Genomic DNA, 14,010 nt, shown 5'->3' on the forward strand with positions numbered 1-14,010 from the left:
TGGCTTATTTTAATCTGATTTCACTTACACTGCATCCCTGCGGTACCATTGGGAATACGTTGTTTTCTTTGGTTACAAAAACTTCGAGCAGGTAGGAGCCTTGATGCTCCAGCATTTCCTGTAATGAAGATTGCAATTCTTCCCTTTCTTTAATGCATTTGCCGGCAATACCGTAGCCTTTAGCCACCTGTACAAAATCGGGGCTTTGAATATCAACAAATGAATAACGACGTTCGTTGAACAGTTCCTGCCACTGGCGCACCATGCCTAAGAAGCGATTATTCAGGATAATAATCTTTACATTAACGCCGCTTTGCATAATGGTACCCAGTTCCTGTAACGTCATTTGGAAACCGCCATCGCCAATAATGGCTACTACGGTACGGTCAAGCGCACCGAACTTTGCACCTATGGCAGCCGGTAGGGCAAAGCCCATTGTGCCCAAGCCACCGCTGGTAATATTGCTGCGGGTTTGATTAAATTTAGCATAGCGGCAACCTACCATCTGGTGCTGGCCTACATCGGTTACTACAATGGCGTCGCCGTTGGTAAGTTGGTTTAATTGATCTACAACCTCACCCATGGTCATTTCGCCGGTTTGCGGATGTAGTTCGGCATCAATCACAGCTTCGTTTTCGCGCTGTGCAAATTCGTGGAACTTTTGCAGCCATTCGGTATGTTGTTTTTCTTCAACCGCCTGGGTAAGCAGGGGCAGGGTTTCTTTACAATCGCCCCAAACGGCTACCGTGGTTTGTACGTTCTTGTCAATTTCGGCCGGGTCAATGTCGAGGTGAATAACTTTGGCTTGTTTGGCATATTTATCTAAACGGCCGGTTACGCGGTCGTCAAAACGCATACCGATGGCAATCAGTACGTCGCACTCATTGGTCATTACATTGGGGCCGTAGTTGCCGTGCATACCCAACATGCCTACATTCAGCGGGTGGTCGGTCGGGATAGCACCAACGCCCATAATAGTCCAGGCAGAAGGGATACCTGCTTTTTCGATGAATGCCTGGAACTCTTTTTCGGCACTACCTAAAATTACGCCCTGGCCCCACAGAACAAAAGGTTTTTTAGCCTCATTTATCAATTGTGCGGCCTGCTCAATGAATTGTGGCCTTACAATAGGTTTCGGACGATAACTGCGGATATGGTTGCAAGGCTGGTAGCCTTTAAATTGAAATTTCTGGATCTGTGCATTTTTGGTAATATCAATCAGCACAGGGCCCGGGCGGCCGGTACGTGCAATATAAAACGCCTTAGCAATAGCCTCCGGAATTTGCTCAGCATCAGTTACCTGAAAGTTCCATTTAGTTACCGGGGTAGTGATGTTAATCACGTCAGTTTCCTGGAAGGCATCGGTGCCCAGCAGGTGAGCAAATACCTGACCCGTGATGCAGACTAACGGTGTGCTGTCAATCTGTGCATCGGCTAAGCCGGTAACTAAGTTAGTGGCGCCAGGGCCACTGGTAGCAAATACAACACCCACCTTGCCGGATGAGCGTGCATACCCCTGACCGGCATGAATGCCGCCCTGCTCATGGCGCACCAGGATATGGTTCAGCTTTTCTTTATAATCGTACAATGCATCATAAATAGGCATTATGGCACCGCCTGGGTAACCAAAAATAGTATCAACACCTTCTACAATTAATGCTTCCAGTAAGGCAGCCGAGCCTGAAAGTTCAATAGCTTCCTGCTCTTCAGGTGCGGTTAATACGTCTTGCTGTGTCGCTTCCATATCCTTATATTTTATAGTTGTGGTTGTCTGTTGCGAGTTGTCTGCTTTCAATTATCTGTGTTGTAATTAAGCGCACACAACAGACAACTGATCACTTACAACGAAATTATTCTTCGTCAGTAACGCAGCCTTCGCTGGCGTCTTTTACTTGTTTAAAGTATTTGTATAATAAGCCTTTAGTTACCGGCGGGCCTGGCTGCTGCCATTCACTGCGGCGGTAAGCCAGTTCTTCATCGCTGATGTTTACGTTGATGGTGTTGTTGATGGCATCGATAGTAATTGGGTCGCCATCCTTTACTAAGGCAATAGTACCGCCGTCCCAGGCTTCGGGGGTAATGTGTCCAACCACAAAACCGTGAGTGCCGCCAGAGAAACGGCCATCGGTAATTAAGGCTACAGAGCCACCTAAACCGGCGCCGATAATGGCTGAAGTTGGTTTTAGCATCTCAGGCATTCCGGGCGCACCCTTAGGGCCAACGTGGCGAATTACCACCACATCGCCTGGCTGTACACGGCCACTTGATATACCGGCAATTAATGATTGCTCGCCGTCAAACACGCGGGCCGGGCCGTCAAAACGCTCACCTTCTTTACCTGTAATTTTAGCAACGCTACCGCGTTCGGCTAAATTGCCGTATAATATTTGTAAGTGTCCGGTTGCCTTAATTGCTTGGTCAACCGGGAGGATAATTTTTTGCGTATCAAAATCCAGGTCGGGAACCTCTTCTAAATTTTCGGCCAAGGTGTTGCCGGTTACGGTGAGGCAATCGCCATTCAGCCAGCCCAGCTTTAACAAATATTTCATTACAGCCGGAACGCCGCCTACTTTGTGCAGGTCTTCCATCATGTATTTGCCGCTTGGCTTCATATCGGCCAGTAACGGAATACGGTTGCTGATTACCTGAAAATCATCGATAGTTAATGGTACATTAACACTTTTAGCAATAGCTATTAAGTGCAAAACGGCATTTGTAGAGCCGCCCATTACCATAATGGTAATGATGGCATTCTCGAACGCCTCACGGGTCATGATATCCGAAGGCTTAATATCTTTTTCTAACAGTTTGTAAATGGCTTTGCCAGCGGCGCGGCACTCCGCCTGCTTTTCTTCGCTTAAAGCAGGGTTTGATGATGAGTAAGGCAAACTCATTCCCAAGGCCTCAATAGCTGCCGCCATTGTGTTTGCTGTATAAATACCGCCACATGCACCAGCGCTGGGACAGGCATTCTTTACAATCTCCCTGAAATCAATATCATCTATCTGGCCGGCAATCTTTTTACCTAACGCCTCAAAAGCCGATACGATATTCAGATCTTCACCTTTATAGTGGCCAGGCTTGATAGTGCCGCCATACACCATTATGGATGGGCGGTTTAAACGGCCCATAGCAATCAATGAGCCGGGCATATTCTTATCACAGCCAGGCAGGGTAATTAAGCCATCGTAATATTGCGCACCGCAAACGGCTTCAATCGAATCGGCTATTACATCACGGCTTACTAATGAATAGCGCATACCGTCGGTGCCGTTGCTCATACCATCGCTTACACCAATGGTATTGAAAATCAGTCCCACCAAGTTTTCGCTCCATACGCCTTCTTTAACCACTTTGGCCAAATCGTTCAGGTGCATGTTGCAGGTGTTACCATCGTAACCCATGCTGGCAATGCCTACCTGCGCTTTTTTCATATCCTCGTCGGTTAAACCAATGCCGTAAAGCATGGCCTGTGCAGCGGGCTGGGTTGGGTCGGCAGTAAGGGATTTACTGTATTTGTTTAATTCAACGGTTTCAGTAGTTGCTGGTATCGAACTCATTTTACTTATCAAGCTTTTATGGTATCCCTTTATGCACATCTTCAAATTGCTTCGAATAACTTGCTGCCTAATAGCGTAAGCTAGGTGATGTGTTAAAAGCAGATTAGGTTAACAATCTGTATTTGTAAGGTAGGCAGATTGATTTTGACCGTCAATAATTAAAACGAAAAACTTTAATTAGAATTTAATATTTTAAAAGAAATATATTGGGAATATAATTTGGATATAGATACTAATCACAAAATTATATTTTAACACCAGTATACCAAAGTTGAAAATGGTTTTCGGTATGCTAACTATGCATGCATAGTATTGTTACTCAATTTCTGCGTAAAAGGAGTAACAATGGCTTTAAGTGTCCTTTTAAATCACAAAAAAAGCCCGGCTTTTTGCCGAGCTTTTTTGTGTAATGTGTTTTGATTAACGGTGTGTGATGCCTTCGGCCAACACCATTACTTTGTTGTCGTTTACTTCAACAACCCCTCCTTTAATCATAAAAACTTCGTTTTTACCGCCAGCTCTTACAATCAGTTTACCATCTTCCAAAGTAGAGATGATAGGGGCGTGGTTGTTCAGTATCTCAAACGATCCCATAGTGCCGGGTACAGTTACCGAGTTTATCTCGCCCTCGTACACTTTTTTATCAGGAGTAAGAATTTCTAATGTCATATGCTGAGTTGTAAGTTGTGTGTTGTGAGTTGTATGTATTAAAAGGTTTAGCACCTACAACATACAACCCGCAACTTACAACAGTTATTAACTATTTGCTTCCGCTAAAATTTTCTTGCCTTTTTCAATAGCGTCTTCAATGCTACCAACCAAGTTGAAAGCAGCTTCCGGATACTCATCTACTGCACCGTCCATAATCATGTTGAAACCTTTGATGGTTTCTTTGATATCAACCAGTACGCCTTTTAAGCCGGTAAACTGCTCAGCTACGTGGAATGGCTGAGATAAGAAACGCTGAACACGACGAGCGCGGGATACAGTCAGTTTATCCTCTTCAGATAACTCATCCATACCTAAAATAGCGATGATATCCTGCAGCTCTTTGTAGCGTTGCAGAATTTCTTTTACGCGTTGTGCAGTGTTATAGTGCTCATCACCTAAAATAGCAGGGCTCAGGATACGTGAAGTTGAATCCAATGGATCCACCGCAGGGTAAATACCTAACTCGGCAATTTTACGGGATAATACGGTAGTAGCATCCAAGTGGGCGAAGGTTGTAGCCGGCGCAGGGTCGGTCAAGTCATCCGCAGGTACGTATACCGCTTGTACCGAAGTGATAGAGCCACGTTTGGTTGAGGTAATACGCTCTTGCATTACACCCATCTCGGTAGCCAGGGTTGGTTGGTAACCTACCGCTGATGGCATACGGCCTAATAGTGCCGATACTTCAGAACCAGCCTGGGTAAAGCGGAAAATGTTATCAATAAAGAAAAGGATATCACGGCCTTTGCCTTCAGCATCACCATCACGGAAATATTCGGCAATAGTTAAACCTGATAAAGCTACACGTGCACGTGCACCTGGCGGCTCGTTCATCTGGCCAAACACAAAGGTTGCTTTTGAATCTTTCAGCTCTTCAGCATTTACTTTTGAAAGATCCCAGCCACCGGCTTCCATAGAGTGCATGAACTCTTCACCGTATTTTATAATGCCCGATTCCAGCATCTCGCGCAGTAAGTCGTTACCTTCACGGGTACGCTCACCTACACCGGCAAATACTGATAAACCAGAGTATGCTTTCGCAATGTTGTTGATCAGTTCCTGGATCAATACGGTTTTACCTACACCCGCACCACCAAACAAACCAATTTTACCACCTTTTGCATAAGGCTCTAACAAGTCGATAACCTTGATACCGGTAAATAATACTTCAGTTTCGGTTGATAAGTCTTCAAATCTTGGCGGCGTAGCGTGGATAGGACGGCCATTGCTTCTGTCTAATGACGCAATACCATCAATAGCCTCGCCTACTACGTTAAATACCCGGCCTTTGATGTTATCGCCGATAGGCATTTTAATAGGTGCTGCTTGGTCAACCACCGGCATGCCGCGCATTAATCCGTCGGTTGAATCCATCGCAATCGCACGTACCCGGTCTTCGCCCAGGTGCTGCTGAACTTCTAAAATAACTTTTTGCCCGTTGCTTTTAGTGATTTCCAGCGCATCGTAGATTTTAGGAAGATGTGCATCGTCGCTAAAACTTACGTCAACTACCGGACCAATGATTTGTGAGATTTTTCCAATGTTTGGCATATATACCTTGCGTGCTTATTTGATATTAAATAACTAATAAACAGGAGTAGCCGTATAAGCATCCTATTTAGGTGCGCAAAGTTAAATTTTCTGCGGGATATTTAACTACTTATGTTAAAGAAAATTAAGCAAAAATACTGCTTGTTGGCTTCGTGAAATTATTATCTTAGCAGCCTTTTTTAAATTCTGAATTAATTTAATGTTTGAATTATGAGAAAAATTTTACTCGCATTAATGGCTATGCTGCCTGCAGTGGCTTTTTCGCAAGGTTTCCAGGTAAACCTCGGCGGACAGAAGCAGATTGGTATGGGCCACACCGGAACCGGGTTGGTGCAGGATGGTGCCTCCGTGTTTTTTAATCCCGGCGCTGTGGCCATGCTACCCGAAAACTCCATACAGGCAGGTATCAGTCCGCTGCTGTTCAAATCAGTTTTTAATCCTAGCGGTACCGATGCGCAATATCGTACGGCTAACAAAGTGGCCACGCCTTTTAGCGCCTATGCGGTTTGGGGACCCAAAGCCTCAAGCTGGAAACTGGGCTTAGGCGTATATACCCCTTTTGGCGGATTAACAGATTGGGGTAACAACTGGCAGGGTAAATACGTATTACAAAGCCTGGATTTGAAAGCTATATTTTTCCAGCCAACCCTTAGTATTAAACTTGCTGATTTTATCAGCATCGGCGGTGGTTTTGTATATAGCCACGGTATTGTTAACCTGAAACGGGCTATCCCGGTAGCAGATGCGAACGGACAGGATGGGCAGGCCGAACTGAAAGGTTCCGGACATGGTTATGGCTGGAATGCAGGGGTGTTTATGAAAACAGAATCAGGCATTACCGTAGGTATTTCTTACCGTTCAAAAGCTACCACTACTATTGAGAGTGGTAACGCGATATTTCGTGTGCCATCAGCTTTGCAAAGCAGCTTCCCGCAGCCTAACACTTTCAGGGCCGGTATACCGTTGCCTTCAACCACTTCATTGGGTTTAGGCTTTTATCCGTCCAAGCAATGGACACTGGCACTGGATGCCAACCTGGTTGCCTGGCATGTCTATAAATCACTTGATTTTGATTATGCACAAAATACCCCCACTTTACAGGATACCCACTCACCACGTTTATACCGCGATGGTTTTAGCCTGAGAGGTGGTGCTGAATATAAGCCGGTAACTAAATGGGCCATTCGCGGTGGCGGCGGCTATTCATCAACCGCTGCACAAGATGGTTATGTAACACCGGAGGTGCCAGATGCCAACCGTTATTACTTAACTGCGGGCTTAGGGTACAAGGTGGCCAACAGGCTGGATCTGGATCTGTCATTTGAGTATGAGCACCTGTTTAAGCGCACCCAAACCAATATAGAGGCCAACTTTGCGGGTACTTACAAATCAAACGTTTACATCCCGGGTGTTTCACTTACCTATCACTGGTAATATCTAAAAGTATTTTTGAAAAGACACATGAATAAGATAAAACATATTTTTTTGTTAACAGCAGGCGTGCTGGCACTTGGGGCCTGTAAGCCGGAGGTTGATACACTGGTTGCTACCACACAAGGTACGGCCGATTTTTCGAGATATATTGCTGTAGGTAATTCGCTTACCTCGGGCTTTGCCGATGGTGGTTTATACCGCGAAGGCCAACTGAATTCATTTCCTGCAATTATTGCAGAACAAATGAAAAAAGTTGGCGGCGGCGAATTTACGCAGCCTTTGTTTACCGAGCAGCAGGCCGACGGATCGGGTTATCTGATGCTGAAAAGCCTGTCGGCCGAGGGTTTGCCGGTTACTCAGCAGATTGCTCCTGCAGCGGTAAGAGGCCAGATTACTGTACCTACAAGCGCAACAAGTACGGTTAATGTAACTTTATACACCAAATACACTGGCGATATTAACAATTATGGCGTACCGGGCATTAAATTATTAACCTCAACACTGCCGGCATATGGCAATTTGAATGGTTACTTTGAGCGTTTGCTGCCTAACAGTGCGCCTAATAACAATACCTCATACATTGACTTTGTAACCGCAAAGCCTTTTACCTTCTTTTCAAACTGGTTGGGTAATAACGATGCCCTGGGTTATGCTACCGCTGGCGGAGCGAGCGATGAGCTAACCGATAAAGCCACTTTCAGTGCCTTATATAACCAGGTGCTGAACAAGCTGACCATGGGTGGCCAAAAAGGTGTGGTAGCTACCATTCCTGATGTTACGTCTATCCCTTACTTTAACACGGTTACTGTAAACGCTATTTTGGCTACAGTAAAAAAAGCTAATCCGAGCGTACAGGCGTTGTATATTAACGCCAGGGTAAGTTCAGAAACAGCAAACACCACGTATGCTGCACGCCCCGCTACCGCAGCTGATTTGGTTGTATTAACTTTCCCGACAAGCAAAATCGGCCAGCCGGTGGCAACGCCTGCAGGTAACTTGCCTTACGGTTTAACGCCCCTTACACCAATTGAAAACCAATATGTGTTAGATGTTAATGAGGCGGCCCGTGCACGTGATTATGTAGCATCATACAACACTACCATCAAGGCCGTTGCGGCATCAAAAGGTATTGCTGTAGCCGATATTTATACCTTCCTGAACGGGATAAAGCAAAATGGTCTGGTAGAAAATGGCATAAACTTAAGTTCGCAATACATCAGCGGTGGTTTATTTTCGCTTGATGGTATTCACCTAACGCCAAGAGGCTATGCTGTAGTAGCTAATGAATTTATCAAAGCTATTAATAAGCAATATGGGTCTGACATTCCGCAGGCTAATATATCAGCCTATCGTGGTGTTAAATTCCCTTAAGTACAAGTTGTTTTAAAAGTATAAAGTCCTTAGTCTGGAGCTGCCTGTTGGGTAATTCCGGCTAAGGACTTTTTTATTGAACACAAAGAGCTATGTTTATTCCATGTCAATGATATCACCGGGTTTGCAATCGAGTGCTTTGCAAATAGCCTCTAGTGTGTCAAAGCGAACGCCTTTGGCTTTGCCATTTTTCAGGATGGACAAGTTAACATTGGTTACACCTACTTTTTGCGACAGCTCGTTTAAAGACATTTTGCGCTTAGCCATCATTACATCTAAATTGATAATTATTGGCATATATCAGATAATGGATTCGTTTTCGGCTTTTATAAAATGTGCAGTTTTTAACAGTTCGGCAAACAGAAATATAGTTAAAGCCAAAACCCATACAATAGGAGATTCAGTAAATAATATAGCGTAGAACCTCCTGAAAATAAAAAGCCCGTTTAACGGATCAGCTTGTTTGGATAATAATGCAGATATATAATCATACCCTATCTGAAATAGCGTGTGCATAAATACCAGTAATAAAGCTAAGTACCCCATTCTTTTCATGCTGCGGTAGTTGGTTTCGGGCCAGTTGTTGTCGGTTGTATACCCTTTTACCATTCTTCGCATATGAAAACTCATCGACAATAAGGTTAATGCAATAGCCAGATTGATAACAGCTAACCAAAAAACAGATGGTTGTGCCGTGTAGTGCAAACCTGAGGTAATAAGAGTGATAGTTGATTTGACTGCAGACAGGGCAATAATTACCCAGATGAAAGTGATAATTCGATTTGCGGTTTGTGTTTTCATTTTGTTTAATATTTACTTCAAATGTAATACATGAGATAAATAAAACAAATAAAAATTAAAATAAAACGATAAATATTTAAAATTATACGTTTCGCATACAAGCTTTGATTTTAAACTGAAAATTGCAGTACAATTTTGCCAATGTGTGTGCTGCTTTCCATTAGTTCATGCGCTTTAGCTGCCTGATCTGCCGCAAATATCTCATGTATTACAGGTTTGATCTTTCCGCTTTCTATCAGTGGCCATATATGTTGCTGTAATGATTTGGCAATGGCCGATTTGAATGCCGTATTGCGCGGGCGCAGGGTTGAGCCGGTAATGGTGAGCCGTTTGCGCATCACCACGGATAAATCCACCTCAGCATCTTTCCCGTTCATAGTATTGATCATCACCAGCCGGCCATCTTCGGCGAGTGATTCCAGGTTGCCGGTTGTGTAATCGCCGCCTATCATATCCAGTATTACATTTACTCCTTTGCCGTTGGTAAGGTGCTTCATCTCATCGGCAAAGTTTTGTGTTTTATAATTGATGGCTTTTGCTGCACCCAGCTGTTCGCAAAACTGGCATTTGTCATCCGATCCGGCGGTAACATATACCTTACTACCTAAGGCTGCTGCCACCTGTATAGCAGTAACCCCAATGCCGCTGCTGCCGCCATGTACCAGCAGGGTTTCGCCGGGTTGTAGTTGGCCGCGGTTGAACACATTGCTCCAAACGGTAAAAAACGTTTCTGGTAAAGATGCTGCCTCGGCCATTGACAGGTTGCCGGGTACGGGTAGGCACTGTCCCTCCGGCGCTGTACAGTATTCTGCATAACCGCCTCCGCTTACCAGCGCACAAACCTGATCACCAGTTTGCCATTGTGTAACCGCTGTGCCAACGGCTGTTATTGTACCTGCTACTTCCAGTCCGGGAATATCCTGCGGCGCATCCGGTGGAGGTGGGTATACACCTTTGCGTTGGGCTACATCCGGCCGGTTAATACCGGCTGCCGCTACTTTAATCAGTACTTCATTCTGTTTTGGAGTGGGTTGAGGGCGCTCGGTAAGTTGCAGTACATTCGGCGCGCCGGGTTGGCTTATTATAATGGCGTTCATTTATAGGTAGTGTTAGTATATCGTATGAATAACTTTCACTCACATTATATGTTTACGTAGTTATAGTTAAATGCCGCGCAACAACGAAAAATTACAAACAGGTAATAAGAATCCTGATAAATAATGCTTCATTTGAAATAAAATTGTATTAAGTATGTCAATTCAAGCAGGCCAGCCGGCCCCACAGTTTACACTCGTATCATCCGAACTTAAAACCGTATCATTAGCAGATTTTAAAGGTAAAAAAGTAATTCTTCATTTTTTCCCGATGGCATTTACCAGCGTATGTACAACACAACTTTGCACCGTGCGCGATCATTTTGGCTTTTACGAAGGTATTAATGCGCAGGTATTGGGTATTTCGGTAGATTCTCCGTTCACTTTAGCTAAATTTAAAGAAGAGAACAATTACCAGTTTCCGTTACTGTCTGATTTTAATAAAGAAGTATCTGGTGCTTATGGTGCTTTGTATGATGAATTTGTATTAGGCCTTAAAGGCGTATCCAAACGTGCTGCCTTCGTGATTGACGAAGAACAGAATATTATCTATGCCGAAGTGCTGGAGTCGGCCGGCGATTTACCAAACTTTGAAGCTATTGAGGCGCTTTTGAAGTAAGTACCCTTTATACCATTTTGCAACATCGTTCGTTTTACTGGCAATGTGTTAGGTAATAGAGCGATGTTTTGGCTTATTAGCCAGCTATATTTATTATTGAGCAGTTAAATACATAAGTTAAATATATTAAATGAGAAATCCTTTTATACTAAAAAGTCTGCTTTTAGCAGGTAGCTTAAGTTTTGCAATGGCCGTACAGGCGCAGGCCCCGGTTAAAGCAAAAGAAAACTGGCAAAACCTGGATTTTAAAACTGATAGTGTTTTTGGTATCAGTACCGAAAAAGCATATGCCGAGTTGTTAAAAGGCAAAAAGTCAAAACCTGTGCTTGTTGCCGTGATTGACGGTGGTGTGGATATTAAACACGAAGACCTTAAACAGGTGATTTGGAACAACCCTAAAGAAAAAGCCGGTAATGGTAAAGACGATGATAAAAACGGCTACATCGACGATTTACACGGTTGGGATTTTATAGGCGGCGCAAAAGGTGCCGTACATTGGGATAATGTGGAGGCTGTACGTTTACTGCGTAAATACCAGGCACAATTTGCCAATACTACTGATTCAACAAAATTGAGTGCCGATCAGCGTGTGCAGTACCGCAAGTACCTGAAGGTGAAAAGTGAAGTGAGTACTAAACTGACCGAAGCGCAGCAAAGCGTGCAGGGTGTGGGCGGTTTTAAGCGCGTGCTGGAAGGTATATTAACCAAACTTAACAATCAAAATCCAACCCTTGCCGATTTTCAGAAATTTGAACCGGCCGGCGATCCTGAAACCCGCGTGGTTGGCGTGGTAAGTAACCTGCTACCGCAATTCAAGGATTTTAAGGACTTCAAGAGACAAGTGATTGACGAGGCTTACGATCATTATGATACCCAGGTGAAATACCATTACAATGTTGATTTTGATTCGCGCAGCATTGTAGGTGATAATTATGCCAACAGCAACGAACGTAACTATGGTAACGCCGATGTTGCCGGTCCTGATGCTGATCACGGTTCGCACGTATCAGGTATCATTGGTGCGGTAAGAAATAATAATTTGGGTATTAAAGGTGTGGCCGATAATGTAATGATTATGTCGGTACGTACCGTGCCTGATGGCGATGAGCGCGATAAAGACGTAGCTAACGCTATCCGTTACGCAGCTGCCAACGGTGCCAAAGTAATTAACATGAGCTTTGGTAAAGGCTACTCGCCAGACAAGAAAGCAGTTGATGAAGCTATAAAATTTGCCATCAGCAAAGATGTATTACTGATACATGCTGCCGGTAACGATAACCTGAACCTGGAAGTAGACAAAAACTTCCCGACACCAATATTTCTGGACGGAAGCAAAGCTACTGCCTGGATTGAGGTAGGTGCTTCTGGTCCGCAGGATGACAAAACACTGAAAGCTGCGTTCTCTAACTACGGTAAAAATACGGTTGATGTATTTGCGCCCGGTGTAGATATTAACTCTACCGTACCCGGATCAAAGTACGATCTGCATAGCGGTACCAGTATGGCGGCGCCTGTGGTAGCCGGTTTGGCAGCCCTTATCCGTTCGTACTATCCAAAGCTTTCGGCCATGCAGGTAAAAGACATCATTTTGAAATCGGTAGTTAAAATTGATCATCCTATTACCTTGAAAGATGGAGCTAACGATAAAGAAGTAGCTTTTGCCGACCTGTGCAAAACCGGCGGTATTGTAAATGCATACAACGCCCTGAAACTGGCTGCTACTTATTAATAGTAAGCGCCCGGATAATAATAAAAGCCATCCTGTACCCATGTGCAGGATGGCTTTTTTTGGTTTTATGCACCAGGATAAATAGGATTGCGATAGCTAAATCGCAGTAATTGTAAAGAAGATTTGCAGCTTAACGGGGGTTTAACGTGCTGTTCAATATGGTTAGCGTATGACGGTGAAATTTTTTATAAAAATTATTTACCAGTAAAACAGGTAGTTAATAGTGTTGGTGTGAAAAAGCTTAATGTTTTTTTGAAAAAGTATTTGCGAGTGTCGGTATTGTGAGTATATTTGCACTCCGTTTCAGAGAGGACTTGTAGCTCAATTGGATAGAGCATCTGACTACGGATCAGAAGGTTAGGGGTTCGACTCCCTTCAAGTCCACAACAAATAAATAAACATAAAGCCTTTCCGTGATAAAACAGAAAGGCTTTTTAAATTTTATATCAAGGGATGCTGAATTTAGTATTGTTTGGTCCGCCCGGAGCAGGGAAAGGTACTCAATCTCAAAACCTAATCGAGAAATACGGATTAATTCACCTTTCAACCGGCGATTTGCTGCGTAGCGAAATTGCACAAGGTACCACACTGGGTCTGGAAGCAAAAAAACTGATGGATGAGGGCTTATTGGTTCCGGATGAGGTAGTAATAGGTATGATCAGCAATAAGCTGGATACTAACCCGGATGCCAAAGGGTTTATTTTTGATGGTTTCCCACGCACCGTAGCTCAGGCTACTGCACTTGATAATTTGCTGCAAAGTAAGGCCACCGCTATATCCGGCATGATTGCCCTTGAGGTAAATGATGCGGAGCTGGAAAGCCGTTTGTTGTTACGTGGTAAAGATTCCGGCCGGCCGGATGATGCCAACCCGGAGGTTATTCGCAAGCGCATCCGTGAGTACAATGAAAAAACCGCTCCCGTTGCTGACTTTTACAAAGGTCAGGCTAAATTTACCAGCATCAACGGTATCGGCTCAATCGATGAAATATTCACTGCCATTAGCGCAGTTGTAGATAAGTATTAATTATATATCGGATTTCGAATTTTCAATTTCGGATTTGAGCAGGTCTAAGAGAACTGTTTAAGTCCGAAATTGTTGTTTTAAGTCAGTAGTACACCCGGAATCGAACACCGATAT

The 14,010-nt window shown here is 44.1% G+C and carries 12 protein-coding genes and 1 tRNA gene; 6 read left to right on the plus strand and 7 right to left on the minus strand.

Annotated features, from left to right (window positions below; genetic code table 11):
- Positions 1-4: 4 nt before the first annotated feature.
- The 4 genes from ilvB to atpD form a co-directional block, all read right to left on the minus strand.
- Positions 5-1,744: a biosynthetic-type acetolactate synthase large subunit gene (gene ilvB, locus KHS38_RS17810; RefSeq protein WP_213489919.1), complete on the minus strand. Its 1,740-nt coding sequence runs from the start codon at positions 1,742-1,744 to the stop codon at positions 5-7.
- Positions 1,745-1,850: 106 nt separating this feature from the next.
- On the minus strand, positions 1,851-3,560 hold the full coding sequence (gene ilvD / locus KHS38_RS17815; RefSeq protein WP_213489920.1) for a dihydroxy-acid dehydratase: 1,710 nt from the start codon (positions 3,558-3,560) through the stop codon (positions 1,851-1,853).
- A 420-nt stretch (positions 3,561-3,980) separates the two neighbouring features.
- Positions 3,981-4,229, minus strand: coding sequence for an ATP synthase F1 subunit epsilon (gene atpC, locus KHS38_RS17820; RefSeq protein ID WP_213489921.1), 249 nt, complete (start codon positions 4,227-4,229; stop codon positions 3,981-3,983).
- A gap of 87 nt (positions 4,230-4,316) precedes the next feature.
- Positions 4,317-5,822 carry a F0F1 ATP synthase subunit beta gene (atpD, locus tag KHS38_RS17825; protein ID WP_213489922.1) on the minus strand — a complete coding sequence of 502 codons (1,506 nt, stop codon included), beginning with the start codon at positions 5,820-5,822 and terminating at the stop codon, positions 4,317-4,319.
- A 210-nt stretch (positions 5,823-6,032) separates the two neighbouring features.
- Between atpD and KHS38_RS17830 the strand changes: the two genes are divergently transcribed.
- Positions 6,033-7,256, plus strand: coding sequence for an OmpP1/FadL family transporter (locus tag KHS38_RS17830; protein WP_213489923.1), 1,224 nt, complete (start codon positions 6,033-6,035; stop codon positions 7,254-7,256).
- 27 nt (positions 7,257-7,283) lie between these two features.
- The gene (locus tag KHS38_RS17835; protein WP_213489924.1) at positions 7,284-8,627 is read left to right on the plus strand and encodes an SGNH/GDSL hydrolase family protein; all 1,344 of its coding nucleotides are present in this window, start codon (positions 7,284-7,286) and stop codon (positions 8,625-8,627) included.
- Between the two features lie 96 nt (positions 8,628-8,723).
- Here KHS38_RS17835 and KHS38_RS17840 read toward each other — a convergent pair whose 3' ends face one another.
- The 3 genes from KHS38_RS17840 to KHS38_RS17850 form a co-directional block, all read right to left on the minus strand.
- Complete coding sequence (locus KHS38_RS17840) at positions 8,724-8,924, minus strand: helix-turn-helix domain-containing protein (RefSeq protein WP_213489925.1); 201 nt, start codon at positions 8,922-8,924, stop codon at positions 8,724-8,726.
- Between the two features lie 3 nt (positions 8,925-8,927).
- Positions 8,928-9,428 carry a DUF2975 domain-containing protein gene (locus KHS38_RS17845; protein ID WP_213489926.1) on the minus strand — a complete coding sequence of 167 codons (501 nt, stop codon included), beginning with the start codon at positions 9,426-9,428 and terminating at the stop codon, positions 8,928-8,930.
- A 110-nt stretch (positions 9,429-9,538) separates the two neighbouring features.
- Positions 9,539-10,525: an NAD(P)H-quinone oxidoreductase gene (locus KHS38_RS17850; protein WP_213489927.1), complete on the minus strand. Its 987-nt coding sequence runs from the start codon at positions 10,523-10,525 to the stop codon at positions 9,539-9,541.
- A 154-nt stretch (positions 10,526-10,679) separates the two neighbouring features.
- On the opposite strand from KHS38_RS17850, the gene KHS38_RS17855 reads away from it, so the two are divergent.
- The 4 genes from KHS38_RS17855 (at position 10,680) to KHS38_RS17870 (ending at position 13,896) form a co-directional block, all read left to right on the plus strand.
- The gene (locus KHS38_RS17855; protein WP_213489928.1) at positions 10,680-11,141 is read left to right on the plus strand and encodes a redoxin domain-containing protein; all 462 of its coding nucleotides are present in this window, start codon (positions 10,680-10,682) and stop codon (positions 11,139-11,141) included.
- A gap of 130 nt (positions 11,142-11,271) precedes the next feature.
- Positions 11,272-12,870, plus strand: coding sequence for a S8 family peptidase (locus tag KHS38_RS17860; RefSeq protein ID WP_249665467.1), 1,599 nt, complete (start codon positions 11,272-11,274; stop codon positions 12,868-12,870).
- 310 nt (positions 12,871-13,180) lie between these two features.
- Positions 13,181-13,254: transfer RNA gene (locus KHS38_RS17865), tRNA-Arg, on the plus strand.
- Between the two features lie 69 nt (positions 13,255-13,323).
- Positions 13,324-13,896, plus strand: coding sequence for an adenylate kinase (locus KHS38_RS17870; protein ID WP_213489929.1), 573 nt, complete (start codon positions 13,324-13,326; stop codon positions 13,894-13,896).
- Positions 13,897-14,010: the final 114 nt, after the last annotated feature.

Origin of the sequence: Mucilaginibacter sp. Bleaf8 (assembly GCF_018390515.1) — a bacterium.
In the GTDB taxonomy this organism is placed as follows: domain Bacteria; phylum Bacteroidota; class Bacteroidia; order Sphingobacteriales; family Sphingobacteriaceae; genus Mucilaginibacter.

Coding starts and splice junctions, on each gene's coding strand:
- ilvB (WP_213489919.1), bottom strand. CDS start 1,744: ATGGAAGCGACACAGCAAGACGTATTAACCGCACCTGAAGAGCAGGAA.
- ilvD (WP_213489920.1), bottom strand. CDS start 3,560: ATGAGTTCGATACCAGCAACTACTGAAACCGTTGAATTAAACAAATAC.
- atpC (WP_213489921.1), bottom strand. CDS start 4,229: ATGACATTAGAAATTCTTACTCCTGATAAAAAAGTGTACGAGGGCGAG.
- atpD (WP_213489922.1), bottom strand. CDS start 5,822: ATGCCAAACATTGGAAAAATCTCACAAATCATTGGTCCGGTAGTTGAC.
- KHS38_RS17830 (WP_213489923.1), top strand. CDS start 6,033: ATGAGAAAAATTTTACTCGCATTAATGGCTATGCTGCCTGCAGTGGCT.
- KHS38_RS17835 (WP_213489924.1), top strand. CDS start 7,284: ATGAATAAGATAAAACATATTTTTTTGTTAACAGCAGGCGTGCTGGCA.
- KHS38_RS17840 (WP_213489925.1), bottom strand. CDS start 8,924: ATGCCAATAATTATCAATTTAGATGTAATGATGGCTAAGCGCAAAATG.
- KHS38_RS17845 (WP_213489926.1), bottom strand. CDS start 9,428: ATGAAAACACAAACCGCAAATCGAATTATCACTTTCATCTGGGTAATT.
- KHS38_RS17850 (WP_213489927.1), bottom strand. CDS start 10,525: ATGAACGCCATTATAATAAGCCAACCCGGCGCGCCGAATGTACTGCAA.
- KHS38_RS17855 (WP_213489928.1), top strand. CDS start 10,680: ATGTCAATTCAAGCAGGCCAGCCGGCCCCACAGTTTACACTCGTATCA.
- KHS38_RS17860 (WP_249665467.1), top strand. CDS start 11,272: ATGAGAAATCCTTTTATACTAAAAAGTCTGCTTTTAGCAGGTAGCTTA.
- KHS38_RS17870 (WP_213489929.1), top strand. CDS start 13,324: ATGCTGAATTTAGTATTGTTTGGTCCGCCCGGAGCAGGGAAAGGTACT.